Annotated in this window: 22 protein-coding genes and 1 pseudogene; 14 read left to right on the forward strand and 9 right to left on the reverse strand. The window is 63.9% G+C overall.

What is annotated here, in order from left to right:
* The 3 genes from fdhF to RMO18_RS08445 form a co-directional block, all read left to right on the forward strand.
* On the forward strand, positions 1-2,544 hold a 2,544-nt coding region (gene fdhF / locus RMO18_RS08435; RefSeq protein ID WP_309665213.1), incomplete at its 5' end, for a formate dehydrogenase subunit alpha.
* Entirely contained in the window at positions 2,541-3,353 is an 813-nt protein-coding gene (fdhD, locus tag RMO18_RS08440; RefSeq protein ID WP_309665214.1) for a formate dehydrogenase accessory sulfurtransferase FdhD, read from the forward strand. The genes fdhF and fdhD, both read left to right, overlap by 4 nt.
* Complete coding sequence (locus tag RMO18_RS08445) at positions 3,343-3,564, forward strand: formate dehydrogenase subunit delta (protein ID WP_309665215.1); 222 nt, start codon at positions 3,343-3,345, stop codon at positions 3,562-3,564. Before fdhD ends, RMO18_RS08445 begins: the two co-directional genes overlap by 11 nt.
* Positions 3,565-3,571: 7 nt before the next feature.
* Here RMO18_RS08445 and rfbA read toward each other — a convergent pair whose 3' ends face one another.
* The 7 genes from rfbA to RMO18_RS08480 all read right to left on the reverse strand — a co-directional run bounded on the left by rfbA (position 3,572) and on the right by RMO18_RS08480 (position 8,986).
* Positions 3,572-4,444: a glucose-1-phosphate thymidylyltransferase RfbA gene (rfbA, locus tag RMO18_RS08450; RefSeq protein WP_309665216.1), complete on the reverse strand. Its 873-nt coding sequence runs from the start codon at positions 4,442-4,444 to the stop codon at positions 3,572-3,574.
* Positions 4,441-5,292, reverse strand: coding sequence for a dTDP-4-dehydrorhamnose reductase (gene rfbD / locus RMO18_RS08455; protein ID WP_309665218.1), 852 nt, complete (start codon positions 5,290-5,292; stop codon positions 4,441-4,443). The genes rfbA and rfbD overlap by 4 nt, the downstream gene beginning before the upstream one ends.
* Positions 5,289-5,759 carry a metal-dependent hydrolase gene (locus RMO18_RS08460; protein ID WP_309665219.1) on the reverse strand — a complete coding sequence of 157 codons (471 nt, stop codon included), beginning with the start codon at positions 5,757-5,759 and terminating at the stop codon, positions 5,289-5,291. Before RMO18_RS08460 ends, rfbD begins: the two co-directional genes overlap by 4 nt.
* Positions 5,759-6,799, reverse strand: a complete 1,041-nt coding sequence (gene rfbB, locus RMO18_RS08465) for a dTDP-glucose 4,6-dehydratase (protein WP_309665221.1) — start codon at positions 6,797-6,799, stop codon at positions 5,759-5,761. Before rfbB ends, RMO18_RS08460 begins: the two co-directional genes overlap by 1 nt.
* On the reverse strand, positions 6,796-7,359 hold the full coding sequence (gene rfbC / locus RMO18_RS08470; RefSeq protein WP_309665222.1) for a dTDP-4-dehydrorhamnose 3,5-epimerase: 564 nt from the start codon (positions 7,357-7,359) through the stop codon (positions 6,796-6,798). Before rfbC ends, rfbB begins: the two co-directional genes overlap by 4 nt.
* A gap of 74 nt (positions 7,360-7,433) precedes the next feature.
* Positions 7,434-8,075 carry a phospholipase gene (locus tag RMO18_RS08475; protein ID WP_309665223.1) on the reverse strand — a complete coding sequence of 214 codons (642 nt, stop codon included), beginning with the start codon at positions 8,073-8,075 and terminating at the stop codon, positions 7,434-7,436.
* Positions 8,072-8,986 (reverse strand): ring-cleaving dioxygenase, encoded by a 915-nt coding sequence (locus tag RMO18_RS08480; RefSeq protein WP_309665224.1) that lies wholly within the window; start codon positions 8,984-8,986, stop codon positions 8,072-8,074. The genes RMO18_RS08475 and RMO18_RS08480 overlap by 4 nt, the downstream gene beginning before the upstream one ends.
* 185 nt (positions 8,987-9,171) lie before the next feature.
* Here RMO18_RS08480 and RMO18_RS08485 point away from each other — a divergent pair, with 185 nt between their 5' ends.
* The 11 genes and pseudogenes from RMO18_RS08485 (at position 9,172) to RMO18_RS08535 (ending at position 22,719) form a co-directional block, all read left to right on the forward strand.
* Positions 9,172-10,221, forward strand: coding sequence for a saccharopine dehydrogenase (locus RMO18_RS08485; protein WP_309665226.1), 1,050 nt, complete (start codon positions 9,172-9,174; stop codon positions 10,219-10,221).
* A gap of 12 nt (positions 10,222-10,233) precedes the next feature.
* On the forward strand, positions 10,234-11,376 hold the full coding sequence (locus RMO18_RS08490; RefSeq protein ID WP_309665227.1) for a saccharopine dehydrogenase NADP-binding domain-containing protein: 1,143 nt from the start codon (positions 10,234-10,236) through the stop codon (positions 11,374-11,376).
* Positions 11,377-11,453: 77 nt separating this feature from the next.
* A complete protein-coding gene (locus RMO18_RS08495) occupies positions 11,454-13,229 on the forward strand; it encodes a heparinase II/III family protein (protein WP_309665228.1) in 1,776 nt (591 codons plus the stop codon).
* Between the two features lie 38 nt (positions 13,230-13,267).
* Positions 13,268-14,857: a bifunctional phosphoribosylaminoimidazolecarboxamide formyltransferase/IMP cyclohydrolase gene (purH, locus tag RMO18_RS08500; protein WP_309665230.1), complete on the forward strand. Its 1,590-nt coding sequence runs from the start codon at positions 13,268-13,270 to the stop codon at positions 14,855-14,857.
* A gap of 1 nt (position 14,858) precedes the next feature.
* The gene (gene lspA, locus RMO18_RS08505; protein WP_309665231.1) at positions 14,859-15,353 is read left to right on the forward strand and encodes a signal peptidase II; all 495 of its coding nucleotides are present in this window, start codon (positions 14,859-14,861) and stop codon (positions 15,351-15,353) included.
* A 75-nt stretch (positions 15,354-15,428) separates the two neighbouring features.
* Positions 15,429-15,959, forward strand: coding sequence for a DUF3035 domain-containing protein (locus tag RMO18_RS08510; RefSeq protein ID WP_309665232.1), 531 nt, complete (start codon positions 15,429-15,431; stop codon positions 15,957-15,959).
* 73 nt (positions 15,960-16,032) lie between these two features.
* Positions 16,033-17,397 (forward strand): annotated as a pseudogene (locus RMO18_RS08515) (M16 family metallopeptidase).
* An 8-nt stretch (positions 17,398-17,405) separates the two neighbouring features.
* Positions 17,406-18,713 carry a pitrilysin family protein gene (locus RMO18_RS08520; RefSeq protein WP_309665256.1) on the forward strand — a complete coding sequence of 436 codons (1,308 nt, stop codon included), beginning with the start codon at positions 17,406-17,408 and terminating at the stop codon, positions 18,711-18,713.
* Positions 18,714-18,790: 77 nt separating this feature from the next.
* On the forward strand, positions 18,791-20,596 hold the full coding sequence (gene mutL / locus RMO18_RS08525) for a DNA mismatch repair endonuclease MutL (RefSeq protein WP_309665234.1): 1,806 nt from the start codon (positions 18,791-18,793) through the stop codon (positions 20,594-20,596).
* Positions 20,593-21,753, forward strand: coding sequence for a DNA recombination protein RmuC (locus RMO18_RS08530; protein WP_309665235.1), 1,161 nt, complete (start codon positions 20,593-20,595; stop codon positions 21,751-21,753). The genes mutL and RMO18_RS08530 overlap by 4 nt, the downstream gene beginning before the upstream one ends.
* Before the next feature lie 426 nt (positions 21,754-22,179).
* Entirely contained in the window at positions 22,180-22,719 is a 540-nt protein-coding gene (locus tag RMO18_RS08535) for a HutD family protein (protein WP_309665236.1), read from the forward strand.
* A 91-nt stretch (positions 22,720-22,810) separates the two neighbouring features.
* Here RMO18_RS08535 and RMO18_RS08540 read toward each other — a convergent pair whose 3' ends face one another.
* Both RMO18_RS08540 and RMO18_RS08545 read right to left on the reverse strand, forming a co-directional pair.
* On the reverse strand, positions 22,811-23,455 hold the full coding sequence (locus RMO18_RS08540) for a ChrR family anti-sigma-E factor (RefSeq protein ID WP_309665238.1): 645 nt from the start codon (positions 23,453-23,455) through the stop codon (positions 22,811-22,813).
* Between the two features lie 33 nt (positions 23,456-23,488).
* The gene (locus tag RMO18_RS08545; RefSeq protein WP_309665240.1) at positions 23,489-24,013 is read right to left on the reverse strand and encodes a sigma-70 family RNA polymerase sigma factor; all 525 of its coding nucleotides are present in this window, start codon (positions 24,011-24,013) and stop codon (positions 23,489-23,491) included.
* Positions 24,014-24,049: the final 36 nt, after the last annotated feature.

The following is a 24,049-nucleotide window of genomic DNA, read 5'->3' on the forward strand; positions in this document are numbered from 1 at the left end:
GACCATCCGCTGGACTGCCTGACCTGTTCGGCCAATGGCGATTGCGAGTTGCAGGATATGGCCGGTGCAGTTGGCCTGCGCGATGTGCGCTATGAGGCGGTGGACACCCATTTCCGCGCCAAGGACACCTCGGGCATTGCCAACCCGCTGTATATTCCGCGCGACGATTCAAACCCTTACTTCAGCTACGACCCGCAGAAATGCATCGTCTGCTCGCGCTGTGTGCGGGCCTGCGAAGAGGTGCAGGGCACCTTTGCGCTGACCATCGAAGGCCGCGGCTTTGACAGCCGGGTGTCCTTCGGCGCCAAGACCGACAATGCGCTCGCCTCGGACTGCGTGTCGTGCGGCGCGTGCGTGGCTGCCTGCCCGACGGCGACCCTGCAGGAAAAGTCGATCATCGAGATCGGCACCCCGTCACATTCCGTCATCACCACCTGCGCCTATTGTGGCGTCGGGTGCAGCTTCAAGGCCGAAATGCGCGGCGACGAGTTGGTGCGGATGACGCCCTACAAGCACGGCAAGGCCAACCGTGGCCACTCCTGCGTCAAGGGTCGCTTTGCCTATGGCTATGCTAGTCACAAAGACCGCATCCTGAACCCGATGATCCGCGACAACATCAACGATCCATGGACGGAAGTGTCCTGGCCCGAGGCGATGGAATTTGCCGCGAACCGGATGAAGGGCATTCAGGAAAAATACGGGCGGCACTCGGTCGGGGTGATCACGTCGTCCCGTTGCACCAACGAAGAGGCATATCTGGTTCAAAAGCTGACGCGCGCCGTGTTTATGAACAACAATACGGATACCTGCGCGCGGGTCTGCCATTCGCCCACCGGCTATGGCCTCGGGCAGACCTTCGGCACCTCTGCCGGCACGCAGGATTTCGATTCTGTGGAACAGACCGATGTCGTCATCGTCTTCGGAGCCAACCCGACGGACGGCCACCCGGTCTTTGCCAGCCGGTTGAAAAAGCGCCTGCGCCAGGGGGCCAAGCTGATCGTGATCGACCCGCGCCGCATCGACATGGTCGATGGCCCGCATGTGAAGGCAGCACACCATCTGCCGCTCCGTCCCGGTACCAACGTCGCCGTTGTGACCGCGATTGCCCATACCATCGTGACCGAGGGTCTGTTCAACGAGGCCTTCATCCGCGAGCGCTGCGATTGGGACGAGTTTCAGGATTACGCCGAATTCGTCTCAGCACCCAACCATTCCCCCGAAGCGACGGAGCTGCTGACCGGCGTCAAGGCTGAGGAATTGCGTGCAGCAGCAAGGCTTTACGCGCTGGGCGGCAATGGCGCGATCTATTACGGGCTGGGCGTCACGGAGCACAGCCAGGGTTCCACCACGGTCATTGGCATTGCCAACCTCGCCATGCTGACCGGCAATATCGGCCGCCCCGGCGTGGGTGTGAACCCGCTGCGCGGCCAGAACAACGTACAGGGATCCTGCGACATGGGGTCGTTCCCACACGAATTGCCGGGCTATCGCCACGTCAAGAACGATGCGGTCCGGTCGGTGTTCGAGGATATGTGGGGTGTCAAGATCGACAACGAGCCGGGCCTGCGCATCCCCAACATGTTGGATGCCGCGGTCGAGGGGTCGTTCAAGGGCCTCTACTGCCAGGGCGAAGACATCCTGCAGTCCGACCCGGATACCAAGCATGTGGCGGCGGGTCTTGCCGCGATGGAATGCGTGATCGTCCACGACCTGTTCCTGAACGAGACGGCGAACTACGCGCATGTGTTCTTTCCCGGATCGTCCTTCCTGGAAAAGGACGGAACGTTCACAAACGCCGAACGCCGCATCAACCGGGTGCGCAAGGTGATGGCCCCGCGCAACGGCTATGCCGACTGGGAAGTGACACAGCTCTTCGCGAACGCCATGGGCGCGGGCTGGACCTATACCCATCCGTCGCAGATCATGGATGAAATCGCGATCCTGACGCCGTCCTTTGCCGGGGTCAGCTATGAAAAACTGGAGACGATGGGTTCGGTCCAGTGGCCTTGCAACGAGGCAGCCCCCGAAGGCACGCCGCTGATGCATATCGACGGCTTTGTGCGCGGCAAGGGCAAGTTCATCCGCACCGAATATGTCGCGACCGATGAAAAAACCGGCCCGCGCTTTCCGCTGCTGTTGACCACCGGGCGAATCCTTAGCCAGTACAACGTCGGCGCGCAGACGCGTCGGACGGCCAATGTGGTCTGGCACGCCGAAGATGTGCTGGAAATCCACCCGCATGACGCAGAAGTGCGCGGCGTGAAGGAGGGGGACTGGGTCCGCCTTGCCTCGCGCTCCGGCGACACGTCCCTGCGCGCGACGTTGACGGATCGGGTCAGCCCCGGTGTGGTTTACACGACGTTCCACCACCCCGACACGCAGGCCAATGTGATCACCACAGACTTCAGCGACTGGGCGACCAACTGCCCGGAATACAAGGTGACAGCGGTGCAGATCAGCCCATCAAACGGACCGACCGAATGGCAGCAGGACTACAACGCCCAAGCCGCCAATTCACGTCGCATTCTGCCGGCAGCGGAATGAAAGGGGCGCGGCCAACCCCTCGGCTGGCCTTTGGTTCTTCGGTGTCACCGGGGGAAAGGCTGCTGCCCGAGGAGGTTGCGGTCGCGCTGAGCTTTAATGGCACCACGCAGGCCGTGATGATGGCGACGCCAGAGGATCTGGTGGATTTCGCCTATGGCTTTGCACTGACCGAAGGGATCGCGCAGCCAGACGAGATCACGTCGGTCGAGGTTGTGGAATTGCCCAAGGGCTATGACGTTCAGATCTGGTTGCGATCGGAGGCTGAGGCGCGGCTGACCGCCCGGCGTCGCAGCATGGTTGGCCCGGTGGGCTGCGGGCTGTGTGGGATCGACAGCCTGGATCAGGCGCTTCGTTCTGTGCCGGTGGTGGCGCATAGCGGCTTTCGGATGACTGCAACCGAAGTGATGGCTGCCGTCGCGGCCCTGCCAAGCCAGCAACGCCTGCATGATGCAACGCGGGCGGTGCATTGCGCTGGCTTCTGGACTGCCGGGTCAATCGTGCTGGCGCGGGAGGATGTCGGCCGGCACAACGCGCTGGACAAGCTGGCCGGGGCCATGCTGCGTTCGGGCACGCAGTCTACCCCCTTTTTGGGCGCCGTGGTTCTGACCAGCCGCGTCTCTATCGACATGGTGCAAAAGGTGTCAATGCTGGGCGCGCCGGTCATCATTGCGGTGTCAGCGCCCACCGCCGATGCCGTGACGTTGGCCGAAGAGGCCGGGATCACCCTGATCGCTCTGGCCCGCCCTGATCGTTTCGAAGTTTTCACCCATACAGATCGTTTGACGACGGAGGTGCCGCATGTCGGCTGAGAAGCTGGTCCATATGGCCAATCAGATTTCCCTGTTCATGGAATCCAAACCGCATGCCGAGGGGGTGGAGCTGCTGGCCTCGCATATCAATGACTTCTGGGAGCCCAGAATGCGGCGGCAGTTCTTCGAAATTGTGGATGCCGGTGGCCAGGGACTGCGGCCGCTGGTGCTGGAGGCGTCAGCGCAGATACGGCGACCAAAGGCTGCCTGATCAGCGCCTATTCCTTTGATATCCCCGACAAGTACGCTCCATAGGCGCTTTTTCTGAACAGGTGTGCTCGTTCCGCCAGCGCCGCCGCGTCAAGCCAGCCGTTGCGAAACGCAATTTCGTCGGGCGAACCGACCTGCAAGCCCTGCCGTTCTTCCAGGGTGCGCACGAAATTGCCCGCGTCCAGCAGGCTGCCTTGGGTGCCGGTGTCGAGCCAGGCATAACCGCGCCCCATGCGTTCCACCCGCAGCGTGCCTTCGGCGCGATAGATTTCCAGCAGATCGGCGATCTCCAGCTCGCCGCGCGGCGAGGGCTTTACCCGGGCCGCAAGTTCCGGCGCGCGCCCGTCAAGGAAATACAAACCGGTCACTGCATAGTTCGACGGCGGGCGCTCGGGCTTTTCAACGATAGCCGACACGTTGCCATCCGCGTCAAATTCCACCACGCCATAGCGCTCGGGGTCCGCGACGCGGTAGCCAAACACCGTGCCGCCGGTTGTCTGCGCATCGGCGGCCGCCATCACCTCGGGCAGGCCATGGCCGAAAAAGATGTTGTCACCCAGAACCATGGCAGAAGGCGCGCCGTTCAGGAAATCCTTCGCCAGGAGGTAAGCTTGCGCCAAACCGTCGGGCGAGGGCTGCACGATCCAGGTCAAGCGCAGCCCCCACTGGCTGCCATCGCCCATCAGACGCCGAAACTGCGGCTGATCATCCGGCGTGGTGATCACCGCAATCTCGCGGATCCCGCCCAGCATCAGCACCGACAGCGGGTAATAGATCATCGGCTTGTCGTAGATCGGCAGCAGTTGTTTTGACACGCCAATGGTGATCGGCCAAAGCCGAGATCCGGTGCCGCCGGCCAGAATGATGCCCTTGCGTGTCATGCGAGCTCCCTCAGAATGTCGTCCAGACCAGACCGCCAGTCGGGCCGCGCGATGCCGTATGCGACCTCAAGCGAGGTGCAGTCGAGACGCGAGTTCAGCGGCCGTTTCGCCGGTGTCGGATAGGCTGACGACGGTATGTCGTTGACCACACAGGCCAAACCGGCCCGCGCCATGATCTCGCGGGCGAAACCGGCCCAACTGGTATCGGGGGCACCGGAAAAGTGGTGCGTGCCACCCCCGGCTCCGTCGACCATCGCCCGTGCCGCGGCAAACAGCGCGTCGGCAATCGCCGCTGCCGGGGTTGGGCCGCCAATCTGATCTGCCACCACGTTCAGCGCCTCACGCTCGCGGCCCAGCCGCAGCATGGTTTTCACAAAGTTCGTGCCATGCGCTGATACGACCCATGAGGTCCGAAGGATCAGATGCTTGCCCCCCGCCGCCCGCACGCCAATCTCTCCGGCCAGTTTGCTGCGCCCGTAGGCACCCAAGGGCGCAGTTGGATGATCGGGCAGAAACGGCTGGTTGCCTGTGCCGTCAAACACGTAGTCGGTGGAAATGTGCAGGAACGGCAGCCGCCGGTCCGCAGCGGCCTGCGCCATCACGGTCGGCGCATCGCCATTCACCCCAAGTGCCTCTGCAAACGCGGTCTCGGCGCTGTCGACAGCCGTCCATGCCGCCGCGTTGATCACTGCATCCGCATCGGTCCGGTCAATTGCCAGGGCGCAGGACGACGGGTCCGACAGATCAGCCCGGTCGCGGCCCAGCGCCAGCACCGTCACGCCCACCGGCGCGCGGCGGATCAGTTCCCGCGCAACCTGCCCGGTTTGACCAAAGACCAGCAGTTTCATGCGGCGTCCTTCCGTTTGATCCACAAGAAGGCAGCAGTCCCGCAGACGACCAGTTCCAGCAGAAAGGTCCAGTGCAACATGAACGAGATGATCCAATGGCTGTAATCGGCGGGCACCGTGACCAGCGCGAACAGGTGGCCCGACGCGGGCGCGCCCCACATCACGCCACCGCTGATCGTGTCGAGCAGAAGGTGCATCAAGATCGCAGCGAAAAACACCGTCACCGTGCGGAGCCACCCGGCCCAGGCCGCAAGCGGCAGCGCCACAACCGCAATGGCCAGCCAGAAAGCCGGGATATGCACCCAGTAGCGGTGATGATGGATCGCGCCGTCGTCCACGAAGTGAAACCAGATCATGTCCAGATCAGGGAATACCGCACCGACAAGCGCCACCGGCATCAGCCGGGGAATACCCTTTGGCAGCGCGCGCGCCAGCACATAGCCCGAAGGAAGATGCGCCGTCAGCATCAGGCTCTTACCCCCAGCCGCGTGCCCACGCCCTGCCGGTCCAGCAGGGGTCGCCACCACGCCTCGTTGTCCAGATACCAGCGCACAGTGCGGCGCAGGCCCTGTTCCAGCGTGACCGAGGGGCGCCAGCCCAACTCATCGCGGATACGTTTCGGATCAATGGCATAGCGCGCGTCATGGCCGGGCCGGTCGGTGACAAAGCTGATCAGCCGGTCATGCGGCGCGCCGTCCGGATGCATCTCGTCCAAAAGCGCGGAGATCATCCGCACGATATCGATGTTGCGCGCTTCATTCTCGCCGCCGATGTTGTAGCTGCGCCCCAAAGTGCCCTTTTCCAGCACGCACAACAGCGCATCGGCGTGGTCTTCGACATACAGCCAGTCGCGCACATTCTCGCCCTTGCCGTAGACCGGGATCGGCCGGCCATGAAGTGCATTCAGGATCACCACCGGGATCAGCTTCTCAGGAAAGTGGAACGGCCCGTAGTTGTTGGAACAGTTGGTCATCACCACCGGCAGACTGTAGGTTTCCGCCCATGCCCGCACCAGATGGTCACTTGCGGCCTTGGAGGCGGAATAGGGGCTGTTCGGCGCATAGGGCGTGTCTTCGGTGAACTGGCCGGTATCGCCCAGTGACCCGAACACCTCGTCGGTCGAGATATGGTGAAAGCGGAAAGTGTCGGGCTTGCCCCGCGCCTGCCAATGCCGGCGGGCGGCTTCCAGCATGTTGAAGGTGCCGGTGATGTTGGTTTCGATGAAATCCGCCGGTCCGTCGATGCTGCGGTCCACATGGCTTTCTGCCGCAAGGTGCATCACGGCATCGGGGCGGTGCAGATCGAAAATCCGGTCAAGACTTGCGCGGTCGCGGATATCGGCATGCTCAAAGCTGTACAGGTTCGACTGCGCCACCGATGCCACGTTTTCCGTGCAGGCGGCATAGGTCAACGCGTCAAGGTTCACCACTTCATGCCCGCGTGCCACTGCAAGGCGGACCACCGCAGATCCGATGAACCCGGCCCCGCCGGTGACCAGCAGTTTCACGTCAACCCTCGTACAAACGGCGACCGGACCTCGCGCAACAGGCCCGCCGCCTGATCCTTGACCGAAAGGATCGGCAGGCCGGACAGCCCCCAGTCAATGCCGATATCAGGGTCATCCCAGCGTACCGCGCCATCATATTCGGGCGAATACAGGTCGGTGCATTTGTACTGCACCTCTGTATTCGGCTCGCGGGTGACAAAGCCGTGCAGAAAGCCCTTTGGCACCAACAACTGGCGGCCATTTGCAGGCGTCAGGTCCACCCCCACCCATTTGCCGAAGGTGGGTGAGCCGACCCGAAAATCCACCGCCACATCAAAGATCGCCCCACGGCTACAGCGCACCAGCTTGTCCTGTGCGCGGGGCGGTGCCTGGTAATGCAAGCCGCGCAAGGTGCCCGCTTCGGCTGACATCGAATGGTTGTCTTGCACCCAAGGCAGGTCCAACCCGGCTTCAGCCATCCGCGCAGCGCTCCACGTCTCGGTAAACCAGCCCCGGTCATCGCCAAACCGGCGGGGGGTCAGGATGAAGACATCGGGCAATGCGGTCGGTTCAATCAGCATGCTGGCTTCCATTAGCGATGCAGGTTGCCCAAGCAGTTATCGCAGGAAACCGATTGCGCCCAGACCAAATTGCCTCAACCGCCCAGAAATTGCCGGAAGGTAGCGATGTCTTCGTGCATCACCGTATGGCCCGGACCCGGATAGACCTTGTGGCTGACCTCCGCACCCATGGCCTTTAAGACCGCCACGGTTTCTTGCACCCTTGCCAAGGGAATGTGCGGATCCCGCTCATGCACTGAAACCCAGACCCGAGCGCCGTCGCGGCGGCCGGGATAGTCGAACCGCTTTGGCCCATGTCCGTAAAGCGCCGCGTCCGTTGGCCCCTCGGCGTCGCCGGTCCCAAGCAACCCTCCCGAAAAGCCAAACACCCCGGCAAGCCCTTCACCCCGGCGGGCAAAGGTTTCCAGCGCCAACCCCGCGCCCTGACTGAACCCGCCCAGCCAGATCGCGCTGCGCGGGATACCTTCAGCCTCCAGCACTGCCACAGCGTCCAGCAGGGCCGCTACGCCGCGCGCCGCATAGGGTTCAAGCGCGGCTGCCGGGGCCAGAAACGAGGTTGGCCACCAGCTTTGTCCCGGCGCGTCTGGCGCTATGGCCGCGACATCTGTCAACCCGGCATGGGCCAGAAGCCCTAGGATATCCTCGGAACTTCCGCCCCTGCCATGCGCCAGAACGATACCGGCCCGCGCACCTGATGCAGGACCTGCCCGCCTCATGTCGCGACCCTGATCTTGGGCAGCACCTGTTCGATCCGGGCGCGCATCGGCTCGTACTGCGGCGGCAGCATCAGTTTCGACCCCATCGTCGCCAGTGGCTCGTCCACCGCAAAGCCCGGCGGGTCTGTGGCAATTTCAAACAACACGCCGCCCGGTTCACGAAAGTAGATCGCGTTGAAATACTGCCGGTCGATCACATCTGTCGTGCGGTGGCCCGCCGTGGCCAGCGTGTCGATCCAGCCGTCCTGCTCATCCTGGGTGCGCGCACGAAAGGCGATGTGGTGGATGGTTCCCGCACCGGGGCGACCCTTCACGTCGGCGTCCGACCGGATGATGTCGATGATATTGGCGCGCTCACTCCCCGGGGCCTTCAGGCGCAGTCGCTCCACCCCCGCCGAGGTTTCACTGCCCGCAGCCTCATAGCCGAACACATCGGTCAACAGCCGTGCCGTGCGGGCCGGATCGCGTTCCCACAACGTGACGGAATGAAACCCGTGGGCATCCGTGGCGCTGTCGCTTTCAACCAGCTCAACCGGTGCCCCGTCCGGGTCGCGCAGTGTGATTACCCGCGCGCCAAAGCGCAGGTCCGGTCGCGAGAAACTGACCGCCTTCAACGCCAGATCCTCCATCACCGCGTCAAAGCCGGCTTTCGGCACGGCATAGGCATAGGCCGAGGCCATGCCCGGGCCAGCCCGGCCCGGACCCGCATCGGCAAAGGGAAAGAATGTCAGGATTGTGCCGGGGCTGCCCTTCGGATCGGCGTAGTAAAGGTGATAGGTGCCGGGGTCGTCAAAGTTCACCGTCTTCTTCACCAGCCGCTGCTTCAGCGTGCCGGTGTAAAAGGCGACATTTGCCTGTGCCGGGCCAGAGATCGCCGTCACATGGTGCAATCCGGGAATGCGCGTTGTCATCGTGGTCTCCTGTTGCGGGGCACATCGGTGCCGCTTGCGCCCAACATGGTGCTGTGCGCAGAAATGAAAAGACCACTCATGCGTGTAAATGTGTGCGAAGGCGCACAGAGGACCTGCCCCCCTGTTCCCGGCCAGTGGTTCTGATATCTCTGTCACCAAGATCACGAACCAAAGGACGCCCGACCATGACCCATCTCTGGGTGCGCGCCGAACAACGCCCGAACGAAGAGCGCGTGGGCCTGACCCCCGAAGGTGCGGCGGCGCTGGTCAAGGCGGGCATCCGGGTTTCCGTCGAACAAAGCCATGTGCGCGCCATCCCGATCGAGGGCTACCGCGCGGCGGGCTGCGAGATCGTGGCCGAAAACCTGTGGCCGCAGGCCCCGGCCGACGCGATCATCTTTGGCCTGAAGGAACTGCCCGAAGATGGCACGTCGCTGCCGCATCGGCACATCATGTTTGGCCACGCTTACAAGGGCCAGCCTGCCGGTCGTGACCTGCTGAAACGCTTCAAGGCCGGGGGCGGTACGCTGTATGACCTGGAATACCTCGTTGGCGAAGACGGCCGCCGGGTGGCTGCTTTCGGCTATTGGGCGGGCTATGCGGGGGCTGCGATTAGCCTGAAATGCTGGGCCGCACAGCAGCGCGGCGCGCTGGCCGGACCGGTCAGGAAATACCCCGGCAAAGCGGCGCTTCTGGCCGATCTGGCAGCCGATCTTGGCAGCCACCCCCGCCCGCGCGCCATCATCATCGGCGCGCTGGGTCGTGTCGGCACCGGGGCGGCAGATTTGTGCACCGCCCTTGGCGTTGCTGTCACCCGCTGGGACATGGCGGAAACCGCGTCCGGCGGACCGTTCCCCGAAATCCTGCAGCACGAGATCTTTCTCAACTGCATCCTGGCGCGCCCGGGCTGCCCGGTTTTTGTGCCCGCCAGCGCCAAGACCGACCCTCGCAAGCTGACCGTGATCGGCGACATCGCCTGCGATCCCACCTCGGATTTTTCACCGATCAAGGTCTATGACCGTGCCACCGACTGGGACGCGCCCGCCCTGCGCGTGGCCGAAGACCCCCCGCTGGACGTGACCGCAATCGACAACCTGCCCTCGCTGATGCCCGTCGAAAGCAGCGAGGATTACGCGGCCCAGCTTTTGCCCACGCTGCTGACCCTTACCCGCTTCAACACAGGCGTCTGGGGCCGCGCCCATGCCGAATTCACCCGCCACGTCACTACTGTCTGAAGGAAACACGCGATGAACATCCATTGGTGCGGCACCGGCCTCTCCTCCGTCCCCGGCCTGCGGCGGCTGATCCAGGGGGGGCACTCGGTGACCGTCTGGAACCGCACGGTCGACAAGGCACGCGAGGCGGTGGGCGATCTGACCCTCGACATCCGCGCCTACAGCCTTGAGGCGCTGACCGAAGCGCTGCAGCCCGGCGATGTGGCAGTGTCGATGCTGCCCGCCGATCAGCACGTTCCCATCGCAAAGGCCTGCCTTGCCAAAGGCGCGCATTTCGTCTCGTCCTCCTACATCGCGCCAGAGATGCGCGATCTGGATCAGGCGTTCCGCGATGCGGGACTGGTGTCGGTGAACGAGGTCGGCCTTGACCCCGGCATCGACCATCTGATGGCGCATGATCTGGTGGCCCGCTACCGTGCATCGCCCGCCTATCACGCCGACAACGTGCTCAGCTTCACGTCCTACTGCGGTGGCGTGCCAAAGATCCCCAATGCCTTCCGCTACAAGTTCAGCTGGTCGCCGCTGGGTGTGCTCAAGGCGCTGCGCTCGCCCTCGCGCAGCTTGCGCAACTTTTCGGAACTGCGCGTTGCGCGGCCTTGGGATGCGATCACCAGCTATGATGCACCGCTGCCGGTGCATGAAACGTTTGAGGTTTATCCCAACCGCGACAGCTATCCGTTCATGGCGGATTACCGGTTTGAACCGTTCTGGAAGGTGCGTGATTTCGTGCGTGGCACCATCCGGTTGAATGGCTGGGCCAATGCCTGGGCCCCGGTGTTCGCCGAGATTGAAACCCTGCAGGGCCCGGCAGGTGACGCCCGCCTTGCCGAAATGGCGGCCGACTTCTGGAAGACCAACGCCTATGAAGTAGGTGAGCCTGACCGCGTTGTCCTGTTCGTCTCGCTCAAGGCGGAACGCGATGGCAAGCCGGTCTACCATGAGACCTGGGCGATGGATGCCTGGGGCGACGTGCGCGGCACTGCGATGGGGCGCCTCGTGTCGGTTCCGGTGTCGCTTGCCGTTGAGGCGGTGCTGAATCGCGAAATTCCGGTGGGCGTGCATGCGGCACCGCATGATCCGCGCCTTCTGGCCCGCTGGCTGGAAGAGGTCCGGCATCTGGCCCAGTACATGGAGCGGATCACCCACCGCGGCTGATACTGGCTGTTACAACCCTTTGACGTTGCAGACCAAGTGCGTGACAGGACAATCCGGCCAAGCTATGCTTGCGCCAGATGATCCGGGGCAACCGGACAACCAGTTCGAGCGAGGCAGATCACTTGGGCGGCAAGATCAGTGCATCAGGCCTGCGGGCCGGTTTTGCGGACCGCTACGCAGCCTTTGCCGCAAGGCGGGCGAAGCCTGCTGCAGGCTTTGTATCGCAACCTGAACCACGTAGCATCGGACTTTATGCCCGTGGCAAGCAGCTGGTGGCGGGTAACATCCTTTTTTCCGGCCACTTGGCCGAAGCGCCCGGCGCGATGCTGTGGGAGATTGTCGCGCCCGATCCCGCCTTTCACGCCGAAGCGCAGGGGTTCAGCTGGCTTGATGACCTTGCCGCCTTTGGCACGCCTGCCGCCCGGTCCCGCGCTCAGGACTGGACTTGGGGCTGGATCGACCGTTATTCCGCCGGAACAGGGCCGGGCTGGACCCCCGATCTTACCGGGCGTCGGATCATCCGCTGGGTGCATCACGCCACCCTTTTGCTCAGCGGCAAGGAAAAGGCCGAAACGGTCGCCTATTACCGCTCGCTCTCGCAGCAATCGGCCTTCCTTGCACGCCGCTGGTCGGCCGCCGCCCCCGGCCTGCCCCGGTTCGAGGCGCTGACCGGGTTGGTCTACGCCGGGATCTCGCTGATCGGGATGGAAAAGCTGATTGGCCCGGCCGCCGCCGCACTGGCCGCCGAATGCAAGACCGAGATCGACGCCGATGGTGGAATTCCCACCCGCAACCCCGAAGAATTGCTTGAGGTGCTGACCCTGCTGACCTGGACAGCCAGCGCCCTGAGCGAGGCGTCAAAGCTGGTGCCCCCGGAAGTGGCGGCTGCCATTGCAAGGATCGCGCCGGCCCTGCGCGCGCTGCGCCATGCCGATGGCGATCTGGCCCGCTTTCATGGTGGGGGCAAAGGTCTGGACGGCCGGCTGGATCAGGCATTGGCGTCCGCCGGGGTTCGCCCCACGGGTGCCGCGACCATCGCCATGGGGTTTGCGCGGCTTAGCGGGCGGCGCACCTCGGTGATCGTCGATGCCTCGGCGCCGCCCGGCGGGCGGGCGGTGGCCACCGCGCACGCCTCCACCACCGCGTTCGAACTGACGTCCGGCCGCCGCGCACTGATCGTCAGTTGCGGGTCCGGCGCGCCGTTCGGGCTGGCGTGGCGGCAAGCCGGGCGCGCAACCCAATCGCATTCCGTCCTGTCGATTGACGGGGTGTCCTCGTCGCGCTTCAGCCGCCGCGCGCAGGCCGAACTGACTGACCGGGCCGCGATCACCGGCTCGCGCATGACTGTCGGTGCTGAGGGCAGCGAGCTTTACCTTGCGCATAATGGCTGGCTTTCCAGCCACGGCCTGACCACCAGCCGCACGCTGACGCTGGCGCAAGACGGGCGCCGGTTGATCGGTATCGAGGCGCTGACGGCGCTGACCACCGAAGCGCGCCGCCGGTTCGAAGACATGATGACCGCCACCCGGCTGGATGGCGCCGCGTTTTCCATCCGCTTCCACCTGCACCCCGAGGTTGACGCGGCCCTTGATATGGGCGGCACAGCGGTGTCCATGTCCCTGCGCAGCGGCGAGATCTGGGTGCTGCGTCACAGCGGGTCGGCGAAACTGTCGCTGCAACCCTCGGTCTACTTGGAAAAGGGCCGTCTGAAGCCGCGTCCATCAACCCAGATCGTGCTTGCCGGCCACGCCCGCGGCTTTGAAACCCGGATAGGCTGGACCTTGGCGAAAGCACAGGATACTCCGCTGGCCATCCGGGATCTGGAAAGCGACGACCCTGTCGGGCAAAGCTGACAGTCCCGCGATTTGGCTTGAGTCACAGGGAATCCGATATGCCAAACCTCGTCCCGATCGGTCGCGCGCTGATCTCTGTGTCCGACAAGACCGGCCTTATCGAACTGGCCAGAACCCTTGCCGCACTGGGCGTCGAACTCATCTCCACCGGGGGCACGTCGGGAATGCTGCGTGCCGCTGGCCTCAAAGTGCGCGACGTGGCCGAGGTGACAGGATTTCCCGAAATGATGGATGGCCGCGTCAAGACGCTACATCCCAACGTGCATGGTGGCCTGCTGGCCCTGCGTGACGATGACGAGCATCTGGTGGCAATGGCCGCGCATGGCATTGAACCCATCGACCTGCTCATCGTCAACCTCTACCCGTTCGAGGAAACCGTGGCGCGCGGCGCCGACGCGACCACCTGCATCGAGAATATCGATATCGGCGGCCCGGCAATGATCCGCGCCGCATCGAAGAACCACCGTTTCGTCACCGTGGTCACCGACCCCGCCGATTACCCCGCGCTGCAAGACCAGCTGCGCGCGCATGACGGGGCCACCACCCTTGCCTTTCGCCAAAAGCAGGCGTTGACCGCCTATTCGCGCACTGCCGCCTATGACACCGCCGTCGCCACTTGGCTTGCGGCCGAGATCAAGGAACCCACGCCGCGCCACCGTAGCTTTGCGGGCACCTTGGCCCAGACCCTGCGTTACGGCGAAAACCCGCACCAGTCCGCCGCGTTTTACACCGATGGTTCGCGCCGCCCCGGCGTGGCAAGCGCGCACCAGTGGCAGGGCAAGGAATTGTCCTACAACAACATCAACGACACCGACGCAGCCTTTGAACTGGTGGCCGAATTTGCCCCCGACAGCCGCCCGGCCTGCGCCATCATCAAACACGCCAATCCCTGTGGCGTGGCCCGCGCGACCACCCTTAAGGAAGCATACCTGCGCGCGTATGTCTGCGATCAGACGTCAGCCTTTGGTGGAATCATCGCGCTGAATCAGCCGCTTGATGCCGAAACCGCCGAAGAGATCGTGAAGATCTTCACCGAAGTCGTCATTGCACCTGGTGCCAGCGACGCGGCCAAAGCCATCTTCGCCACCAAGAAGAACCTCCGCCTGCTGACCACCGCCGCCTTGCCGGACCCAAGGTCAAAGGGCCTTGCCTTCAAACAGGTTGCGGGTGGCTTTCTGGTGCAGGACCGTGACGCCGGCCATGTTGCAACGTCGGACCTGAAGGTGGTGACGAAACGCGCGCCCTCGGCCGCCGAACTGGCGGATCTGATGTTTGCATGGACCGTGGCCAAGCATGTCAAATCCAACGCCATCGTTTACGTCAAGGACGGCGCCACCGTCGGCATCGGTGCGGGTCAGATGAGCCGGATCGACAGCACCCGCATTGCCGCCCGCAAGGCGCTGGATATGGCCGAAGCGCTGGGCCTGTCTGCCCCCCTTACGCGCGGCGCGGTGGTCGCTTCTGACGCGTTCTTTCCCTTTGCCGATGGCCTGATTGCAGCAGCTGAGGCGGGTGCCACCGCCATCATCCAGCCCGGCGGGTCGATGCGCGATGACGAAATCATTGCCGCCGCCGATGCCGCTGGCCTTGCCATGGTGTTCACCGGCCAACGTCATTTCCGGCACTGACATGCGCCAGCTCAGCATCGCCGCAGTTCTGACCTTCCTGATCGACCAGGTCTCCAAACTGGTGATCGTGCAGGGGCTCGACCTCATCAATCGGGGCGAGATCGACGTGGCCCCGCCCTACCTCGTGTTCCGGATGGCCTGGAACCGGGGCGTGAATTTCGGCCTGTTTGCCAACAACACCGATGTGATGCGCTGGGTGCTGATCGCGGTCGCGCTGGCAATCTCGGCCTGGGTGGTGATCTGGATTCGCCGCGAAAAGACCAATGCCAAGGCGCAAGTCGCGGCTGGGCTATTGATCGGCGGGGCGCTTGGCAACGTGATCGACCGGATTGTTTATGGCGCGGTTGCCGATTTCCTGAACATGTCCTGCTGCGGGATCGAGAATCCTTATGCTTTCAACGTGGCCGATGTGGCTATCTTTGTGGGTGCGCTGGGGCTGGTGATCTTTGCTGGCGATCCGGCGAAGGTCCGGAAACCCCGCGGCAAGTCGCGCTAAAGACCCCGTGACGACCGGATCGCTTTAGGCTAAGACGGGGCAAAGACGGTTCGGCAAGACGGTTTGGAGGCGGTAATGCAGGCAGCAACGGGCAGGGCGGCAATCGCAGTTGCGGCGATGCTTATGCTTGTTGGCTGCGGTGGTGACGGCATGCCACAACTGATGAACCTGCGCTCCGGTCAAGGGCCCGACGAATTCGGCATCCTTCCGCCCAAACCGCTGGCTATGCCCGAAGACCTTGCAACTCTGCCCGAACCCACTGTCGGCGGCGCAAACCGCACCGATCCGCAGCCCTTTGACGAGGCGATTGTGGCGCTTGGCGGCAAGCCGGGCGCTGCGGGTGGCATCCCTGCCAGCGACAGCGCGATTTACGCCCATGCCGCGCGCTTTGGCGTGGAAAGCGGCATCCGCACCACGCTGGCGAACGAAGATCTCGAATGGCGGCGCGACAATAACGGCCGCATTTTGGAACGGCTGTTCAACGTGAACGTCTATTTCAAGGCCTATCGCAAGCAATGGCTTGATCAGCAGGCCGAACTTGCCCGCTGGCGCAAAGTCGGGGTCAAGACCCCCTCCGCCCCGCCCCGCAAGGATGGCGAAGAGTAACAACCGCGTGGCCTGACTTGATTGTCCGCCAGCAAGCTGCAACTTGATGCCAAGTGCATTCGCGGAGGACTTCATGCTCAGACGAACTGGCCTTTTGGCCGCCATTGCCGTTAGTCTCGCATTTCCCGCCACCGCCGAAACCGTCACCAACTTTCAACTTGCCAACGGCCTTGATGTGGTGGTTATCTAATATCACCGCGCCCCGGTTGTGGTGCACATGGTCTGGTACCGCGTGGGTTCCGCCGATGAAACGCGCGGCCATTCCGGCATCGCGCATTTCCTTGAACACCTGATGTTTCAGGGCACCGAGAAGGTCGCTCCGGGTGAATTCTCCGCCACTGTCGAGGCGCAGGGCGGCAATGACAACGCCTTCACCTCTTGGGATTACACCGCCTATTTCCAGCGCGTCGCCGCAGATCGCCTGAATCTGATGATGCAACTGGAATCCGACCGGATGCGCAACCTGCGCCTGACCGAAGACGACGTCGCAACCGAACGCCAGGTCATCCTCGAAGAACGCTCCGAACGCACCGACAGCAGCCCCGGCGCGCTGCTCAGCGAACAGATGCGTGTCGCGCAGTACCTCAACCACCCCTATGGCACCCCGATCATCGGCTGGCGTCACGAGATGGAGGCGCTTAGCCGCGATGATGCGCTGGCCTACTACCAGCGGTTCTACGCGCCCAACAACGCGATCCTCATTGTTGCCGGTGACGTGACGCCGGATGAGGTTCGCGCCCTTGCCGAAAAACACTACGGCCCGCTGCAGCCCAGCGATGGCATTACCCCCCGCATTCGCCCGCAAGAACCGCCGCAACTGTCCGAACGCCGCCTCAGCCTTGCGGATGAGAGGGTGTCAGAGCCTTACGTGATGCGCACCTACCTTGCCCCTGAACGCGACCCCGGCAACCAGAAAGACGCCGCCGCCCTGACCATCCTCGCCGAACTTCTGGGGGGCAGCGGCCAGACCTCGGTCTTTGCCCGCGCCCTGCAATTCGACAGCCAGATCGCCGTGTATTCGTCCGCCTTCTACGACGGCACAGCCATTGATGACGCGACCTTTGGCCTTGTCGTTGTGCCTTTGCCCGACGTCCCGCTGCAGACCGCCGAAGATGCGATGGATACAGTGATCGCCGGTTTTCTGCAGAACGGACCCGATCCCGCCGCATTCGAGCGGATCAAGACCCAGATCCGCGCCCACGTGATCTACAGCAAGGATGACGTGCAGGGCCTGGCCCGGATGTATGGCGAAGAGCTGAGCGTCGGGCTGACCCTTGCCGATGTTCAGGGCTGGGATGATGCCCTTGCCGCCGTCACCATCGACGACGTGCGCGCCGCCGCCGCCAAGGTGTTCGACCGTAGGACTGCGGTCACCGGCTGGCTCACACGCCCCGATGCAGCCCCCGATGCAGCCCCGGCCAAGGAGGCTTCCGAATGATGCCCCGGATGACGCTTCGCCTGATCGCCGCTCTCGTCGCTTTCGCGCTGCCTGCACATGCGGAAATGCAGATCCAGAAAGTCACCTCTCCCGGTGGTATCACCGCCTGGCTGGTCGAGGATCACGGCATTCCCTTCACTGCCCTAGAAATTGAGTTTCGCGGCGGAACCTCTCTGGATGCTCCGGGCAAACGCGGGGCGACCAACCTGATGACCGCCCTGATCGAAGAGGGCGCCGATGACCTGGACAGCCGCGCCTTCGCCGAAGCCCGCGATGGCCTTGCCGCCGAGTTCAGCTTTAACGCCAGCAGCGATTCCATCGGCGTTTCCGCCCGCTTTCTGACCGAAAACCGCGATCAGGCCATGGCCTTGCTGCGCGCAGCTTTGGTCAACCCCCGGTTTGATCAGGACGCGGTGGATCGGGTGCGCGGACAGGTGCTTTCCGGTCTGCGCGCCGATGAAAAAGACCCTGAAACCATCGCGCCGAACATCTTTGACCGGCTGGCTTTTGGCGATCATCCCTATGCCAGCGTCGGTGATGGCACCATTGAAAGCGTCACCGCCCTGACCCGCGATGATATCGTCGTCGCCCACAAGGGCGCGCTGGCTCGGGACCGGATTTATGTCTCGGCCTCCGGTGACATTACCGCGGCTGAATTGTCGGCGCTGCTGGATGCGCTGTTGGGCGATCTGCCCGAAACCGGTGCGCCCCAGACGGTGGATGCGCCGTGGCTGCTCAAACCCGGCATTACGGTCGAGGATTTTCCGACGCCGCAATCTGTCGTTTATTTTGGCCATCAGGGCATCACCCGCGACGATCCTGATTTCTTCGCCGCCTTCATCCTGAACGAAGTTCTTGGCGGTGGCCGCTTTTCCGCCCGCCTGATGACCGAGGTCCGGGAAAAGCGTGGGCTGACCTATGGCGTGGGCACCTACCTCGCGCCGATGGACCATGCCGAACTGGTGGTGGGCCAGTTCTCCGCCTCCAACGACAAGGTCGCCGAAGCGATCGACGTGATCCGCGCCGAATGGGCAAGGATCGCCAGCGAAGGCATCACCGAGGCGGAGCTTGCCAACACCAAAACCTACCTCACCGGCTCCTACCCCCTGCGCTTTGACGGAAACGGTCCCATCGCCAACATTCTTGTGGGGATGCAGATGGAAGACCTGCCCATCGACTACGCCGTTACCCGCAACGACAAGGTGAATGCCGTGACAATGGCCGATGTGAAACGTGTGGCCGCGCGTCTGTACCTGCCTGATCAGCTGCATTTCGTGGTTGTCGGCCAGCCCACCGGCGTGACGACCACCCCCTGAGGAGCAAGGCGCGCACGCCCGCCCCGGCGCTGCCTTACCGCTTTCCCGACTCATCACAGCCTGCTACAGATAGTGGCATGACCCTCCACACTCCCAAGATAACGGGCGCCGAAGGCCGTCCGGTGATCCGTCAACTGGACGAGGCCGCGATCAACCGTATCGCGGCGGGTGAGGTTGTGGAACGCCCGGCCTCTGCGGTGAAGGAACTCGTTGAAAATGCCCTCGACGCCGGGGCCAGCCGCATTTCCATCGATATCGCCGATGGTGGCAAAACCCTGATCCGCGTCACCGACGATGGCTGCGGGATGACCGCTGCTGACCTGCCGCTCGCCCTGACCCGCCATGCCACGTCCAAGATCGATGGCTCAGACCTGCTCGACATCCGCTCCTTCGGCTTCCGTGGCGAGGCCCTGCCCAGCCTCGGCGCCGTTGGCCGCCTGACCATCACCTCCCGCGCTCAAGGCCACGACGCCGCACAAATCTCCTGCGATGCTGGCCGCCTCACTCCACCCCGCCCCGCCGCCCTCACTCGCGGCACCGTCGTCGAACTGCGCGACCTGTTCTACGCCACCCCCGCGCGCCTCAAGTTCCTGCGCTCCGACCGGGCCGAGGTGCAGGCGGTGGCAGAAATCATCCGCCGCCTTGCGATGGCCGAACCGCACGTCGGCTTCACCCTGCGCGAAGTTTCTGACGGTGGCGAAGGTCGCATCCTGTTCCGCGCTGATGCTCAGCCGATCGCCCCCGATGCCCTTGCCCGCCGCCTTTCCGGCGTCATCGGGGCGGATTTCATCGACAACGCCTTGCCGATTGATACTGAACGCGATGGCCTCCGCCTCACCGGCTATGCCGCCCTGCCCACCTACTCACGCGGCTCATCCGCCCAGCAGCACCTGTTCGTCAATGGTCGCCCCGTTCTGGACCGGATGCTCTACGGTGCCCTGCGCGCCGCCTATTTTGACGTCCTGTCCCGCGACCGTCACCCCGCCGCCGTGCTGAACCTGATCGTCGATCCCCAGCGCGTCGATGTGAACGTCCACCCCGCCAAGGCCGAAGTCCGCTTTCGTGAACCCGAGGCGGCGCGTTCGCTGATCATCACCGCGCTGCGCACCGCGCTCAATGGCGCCGGCCACCGCGCCTCGACCACTGTTGGCACCGAAACCCTCGCCGCGATGCGCCCCGAATCCACCCGCATCTACCAGATGGACCGCCCCAGCCAGTCCAGCCTCGCCCGCGCCTTCGCCTTTCAGGCTCCCGGCTTTGCCGAGGCGCCCTCCGCCCGCATTGAACCCGAAACGCAGGCACAAGGCCCCCTTGGCGCGGCCCGCGCGCAAGTCCATGAAAACTACATTATCGCGCAGACAGCCAATGGCATCGTCATCGTCGATCAGCACGCCGCCCACGAACGTCTGGTCTACGAACGCCTCAAGGCCCAGATGGCCGCCACCGGCATCACCGCTCAGGCCCTGCTGATCCCCGAGATTGTCGAGCTTTCGCCGACCGACGCCGCCCGCATCCTTGAGGCCGCCCCCGACCTCGCCCGCCTTGGCCTCACCATTGAACCGTTCGGCGGCACCGCCATCGCCATCCGCGAAACCCCCGCCATCCTTGGGCCGGTCAGCGCCGAAGCGTTGGTTCGCGACATTCTTGATGAACTGACAGACGCCGGCGACAGCCACCTCCTGCGAGGCCGCATCGACGCCATCCTGTCGCGCATGTCCTGCCATGGCTCCGTCCGTTCCGGCCGCCAGATGCGCGCCGAGGAAATGAACGCCCTCCTGCGCGAGATGGAGGCCACCCCGCTTTCCGGCCAATGCAACCACGGCCGCCCCACCTATGTGGAACTTTCCCTCCACGATATCGAACGGCTCTTTGGACGCAGATGATCACCCTTTTCGGCCAGACCTTCGCATGGAACGACCCCGAGGCGCTGATCCTCGGCGCGGTGGCGATCATCCTCCTCGCGCTCTTGATCCTCATCCTGCGCGCCGCTGGCCGTTCGGCCACCATGGCCGAACCTTTGATGCGCGAAATGTCGTGGCTTTCTTCGCGCGTGCAGCAGCTTGGCGATGGTCAGGAACGCCTCGCAGGCGGCCTGCACCACGTCTCTGAAACACAAGCCGTCAGCCAGACCGCGATGCTGCAAGTGATGGAACAGCGCCTCGCCGAAGTGCAGCGCGCGATGGGCGAAAGCCTGCATGGCAGCTCCACCCGCACCGCCCGCAGCCTTGGTGAACTCCAGCAGCGGCTGGAAACCATCGACAAGGCGCAGGCGAATATCGAGAAACTCTCGGGCAACGTCCTCAGCCTGCAGGATATTCTGTCGAACAAGCAGACCCGGGGCGCGTTTGGTGAAATCCAGCTGCATGACATCGTGCAAAAGGCCCTGCCGAAGGACGCCTACACGATGCAGGCCACCCTCTCGAACGGCAAACGCGCCGATTGCCTGATCCACCTGCCCAATCCTCCCGGCCCCATCGTGATCGACGCCAAATTCCCGCTTGAGGCGTATGAGGCGATCCGCCGGGCCGACACCCCGCGTGGCGTGGTCGAGGCCGCGCAACAGATGCGCACCGCCGTCCGCGCCCATATCCGCGCCATCGCCGAGCGCTACATCGTCGAAGGCGAAACCGCCGATGGCGCGCTGATGTTCCTGCCCTCCGAAGCGGTCTATGCCGAACTCCACGCCAACTTCCCGGAAGTCGTGCGCGAAGGCTTCGCGGTGAAGGTCTGGATCGTCTCCCCCACCACCTGCATGGCCACCCTCAACACCATGCGCGCGGTTCTGAAAGACGCCCGGATGCGCGAACAGGCGGGGGCGATCCGCAAGGAACTGGCGCTTCTATACGCCGATGTCGACCGTCTCGGCACCCGCGTCGAAAGCCTTGATCGCCACTTCGGCCAGGCCGCCAAGGACATCGAGGACATCAAGGTCTCGTCCGAAAAAGCCGGCAAACGCGCCCGCCGCCTCGACAACTTCGACTTCGAAGAAATCGCCCCCGACGCCGTCGCCCCTATGATCGGTCCACAGGCAGCGGAGTAGCACCATGACCGCAGAGGGCCCCGTGCAAGGTAGGGCTGACCCCTTGGCGGCTTTCCTGCGCATGATCTCGTCGGCCTGCCAAATCGGCAGAAACGCTCCAGCCGGTCTTGCTCAAGCAACGCAGAACACTGGCATTGCCATCCCGTTGCCCGATCTGCCTGCAAAGCTTCGGTGCCTTGTGAACAGCCTCGCGCCCAGGATCAACAGCGATTGGCCGCCTTCGGATCGGTCAATGGCCAACCGGGCTGCTCGTCGAGCTGACCCGTCCGACCCGCCCCTGTCAACTGCGGCCATCATTCGCCGCATCCCGGTGGTTCACGGTCAGAATAACGCCAACGGGTGGTTCTGGCATCACGCGTGCAAGCGCAGCGCAATCGCCGAACGGTTGTTTTATGGCCCGGCTCTCGCCATCGCGGATCCTGTTACATGGGCCACACCATGATCCACCTGACCTCTGCCGACTACACCCGCCAACCTTGGGCCAATGGCCGTGGCACCACGACCGAGCTTTACCGCCAAGATCGCGACGGCGCGCTGGAACTGCGCCTCTCGATGGCGGTGGTCACCGAAGATGGCCCCTTTTCGCTGTTCCCGGGTATCGAGCGTAACCTCACTGTCCTCTCTGGCCCGGGTTTCCGCTTGCAAGGCGCGGGTCTGGAACTAGAGGCCAAACCCCTCATCCCGATCAGCTTTCCGGGCGACGTCCCGGTCCGCGCCAGCAACGTCACCGCGCCCTCGGACGATTTCAACGTGATGACACCGCGTTACCTCCCCCGCCCCGAGGTCAGGGTGATCGATGGCACCGAAGCCTTGCCTGCAGGCGGCCTTATCCTGCTGTTCTCTTTGGGGTCTGCCCAAGTCGACGGCACTCTTATGCCACTGCACGACCTGATCCTGATCAAGACTGCAGTCACCGTTACCGGCCCGCTCATCCTGACCCGCATCCTGCCGGTGCTGCCCACCTGAATGGGATGCGCTTGCTCTTTTCCCAAATACTCCACGGGGGTCCGGGGGGTGTGAACCCCCCCGGTGCCGGCCCCGAACGGAACGCCCGTTATCAAATCCGGAACAGCCCCTGAACCAGCCGTGGCAGCAGCGCACGAAACTTCAACGGCGCATCGGTTGCCGCCAGACAGATGCAATCCATCCCAGCCATCGCCACCGGCGTGTGCTGCATCGCCTCGTCGGCAATCTCCACATCTCCCGGCCCGAACCGGTCATTGGCATCGGCAAATGCGCCTTGCAGCACCAGCGTCAGCTCCGCCCCCCGGTGGCCATGGTCTGGCACCGCCACCCCTGCCGGGATGTACAGCAACCGCGCTGTGGCCTCGCGGTCGGTGGGCAGAATCGCCTGCTTTACGCCCATGCCGATCGGCTGCCATCTGATCGCCGCAAGATCGCTGCCGATGTAATCGGCCAGCGGCGCGGGGAAGATCCCTGCCGCCCGCAGCGGCGCGCGCTGGGTGGCCTGCGCCGTCCCGCTGATCCGCGCCAGCGCCGCTTCCAGCGCATCTTCGCCCATCGTGACCTGGCCCTGCGCCTCGATCAGCGCGCCGCCCAGCGTGTCATATGACGCCAGACGTGCCCTGCACTCATCGCACAGTGACACATGGGTTGCGACAACCAGGCTGAACGCTTCGGGCAATGACCCTGCCGCGTATCCCATCAACAGCTGGTCCGACAAATGGTGACGTATCGTCATTTTCTCTTCTTCGTCCTTCACGTCATGCGGTCGTCATGCAAGGTCATGGCGCAGTTTCTCCAGCGCCAGTCTGATCCGCGATTTTATCGTGCCAAGCGGCAAGCCGGTTTCAGTGGCAATCTCGCTGTGCGACAAATCGCTGTAAAAGGCCCGCTCGATCAGCGCGCGTTGTTTGTCCGGCAGTCCGGCCAGGGCCCGGCCCAGCCGTTCGGTCTCTTGCTGGGCTTCCAGCACCTCGGCCTGATCAGGCTCTGCCTCCGGTCCCCAATCCAACTCTTCCGGCTCGGCACGGCGCGATTTGCGCAAGGCGTCGATCCGTTTGTTGCGGGCAATGGTAAAGACCCATGTCGCCACCGAAGCGCGGCCCGGATCAAACAGATGCGCCTTCTGCCACAGCGTCGCCATCACGTCCTGCGCACATTCCTCGGCCAGCGCCGCCCCAGCCCCCGACTTCATCAGGAACGCCTTCACGCGCGGCGCGAAATGCCGGAACAGTGCCGCGAACGCAGCCTTGTCGCCATCATCGCGCACGCGGATCACAAGGCCCGCCCAATCCATCTGCTCTCCGTTCGCTGACACTGCCAAACCCTTGCT

The sequence above is a fragment of the Tabrizicola sp. genome (assembly GCF_031377265.1).
In the GTDB taxonomy this organism is placed as follows: domain Bacteria; phylum Pseudomonadota; class Alphaproteobacteria; order Rhodobacterales; family Rhodobacteraceae; genus JAUYQR01.

Excerpts from the sequence above, each read along its gene's own strand:
- fdhD (WP_309665214.1), top strand. The coding sequence starts at position 2,541 with ATGAAAGGGGCGCGGCCAACCCCTCGGCTGGCCTTTGGTTCTTCGGTG.
- RMO18_RS08445 (WP_309665215.1), top strand. The coding sequence starts at position 3,343 with ATGTCGGCTGAGAAGCTGGTCCATATGGCCAATCAGATTTCCCTGTTC.
- rfbA (WP_309665216.1), bottom strand. The coding sequence starts at position 4,444 with ATGACACGCAAGGGCATCATTCTGGCCGGCGGCACCGGATCTCGGCTT.
- rfbD (WP_309665218.1), bottom strand. The coding sequence starts at position 5,292 with ATGAAACTGCTGGTCTTTGGTCAAACCGGGCAGGTTGCGCGGGAACTG.
- RMO18_RS08460 (WP_309665219.1), bottom strand. The coding sequence starts at position 5,759 with ATGCTGACGGCGCATCTTCCTTCGGGCTATGTGCTGGCGCGCGCGCTG.
- rfbC (WP_309665222.1), bottom strand. The coding sequence starts at position 7,359 with ATGCTGATTGAACCGACCGCATTGCCCGATGTCTTCATCCTGACCCCC.
- RMO18_RS08475 (WP_309665223.1), bottom strand. The coding sequence starts at position 8,075 with ATGAGGCGGGCAGGTCCTGCATCAGGTGCGCGGGCCGGTATCGTTCTG.
- RMO18_RS08480 (WP_309665224.1), bottom strand. The coding sequence starts at position 8,986 with ATGACAACGCGCATTCCCGGATTGCACCATGTGACGGCGATCTCTGGC.
- RMO18_RS08485 (WP_309665226.1), top strand. The coding sequence starts at position 9,172 with ATGACCCATCTCTGGGTGCGCGCCGAACAACGCCCGAACGAAGAGCGC.
- RMO18_RS08490 (WP_309665227.1), top strand. The coding sequence starts at position 10,234 with ATGAACATCCATTGGTGCGGCACCGGCCTCTCCTCCGTCCCCGGCCTG.
- RMO18_RS08495 (WP_309665228.1), top strand. The coding sequence starts at position 11,454 with ATGATCCGGGGCAACCGGACAACCAGTTCGAGCGAGGCAGATCACTTG.
- purH (WP_309665230.1), top strand. The coding sequence starts at position 13,268 with ATGCCAAACCTCGTCCCGATCGGTCGCGCGCTGATCTCTGTGTCCGAC.
- lspA (WP_309665231.1), top strand. The coding sequence starts at position 14,859 with ATGCGCCAGCTCAGCATCGCCGCAGTTCTGACCTTCCTGATCGACCAG.
- RMO18_RS08510 (WP_309665232.1), top strand. The coding sequence starts at position 15,429 with ATGCAGGCAGCAACGGGCAGGGCGGCAATCGCAGTTGCGGCGATGCTT.
- RMO18_RS08520 (WP_309665256.1), top strand. The coding sequence starts at position 17,406 with ATGACGCTTCGCCTGATCGCCGCTCTCGTCGCTTTCGCGCTGCCTGCA.
- mutL (WP_309665234.1), top strand. The coding sequence starts at position 18,791 with ATGACCCTCCACACTCCCAAGATAACGGGCGCCGAAGGCCGTCCGGTG.
- RMO18_RS08530 (WP_309665235.1), top strand. The coding sequence starts at position 20,593 with ATGATCACCCTTTTCGGCCAGACCTTCGCATGGAACGACCCCGAGGCG.
- RMO18_RS08535 (WP_309665236.1), top strand. The coding sequence starts at position 22,180 with ATGGGCCACACCATGATCCACCTGACCTCTGCCGACTACACCCGCCAA.
- RMO18_RS08540 (WP_309665238.1), bottom strand. The coding sequence starts at position 23,455 with ATGACGATACGTCACCATTTGTCGGACCAGCTGTTGATGGGATACGCG.
- RMO18_RS08545 (WP_309665240.1), bottom strand. The coding sequence starts at position 24,013 with ATGGATTGGGCGGGCCTTGTGATCCGCGTGCGCGATGATGGCGACAAG.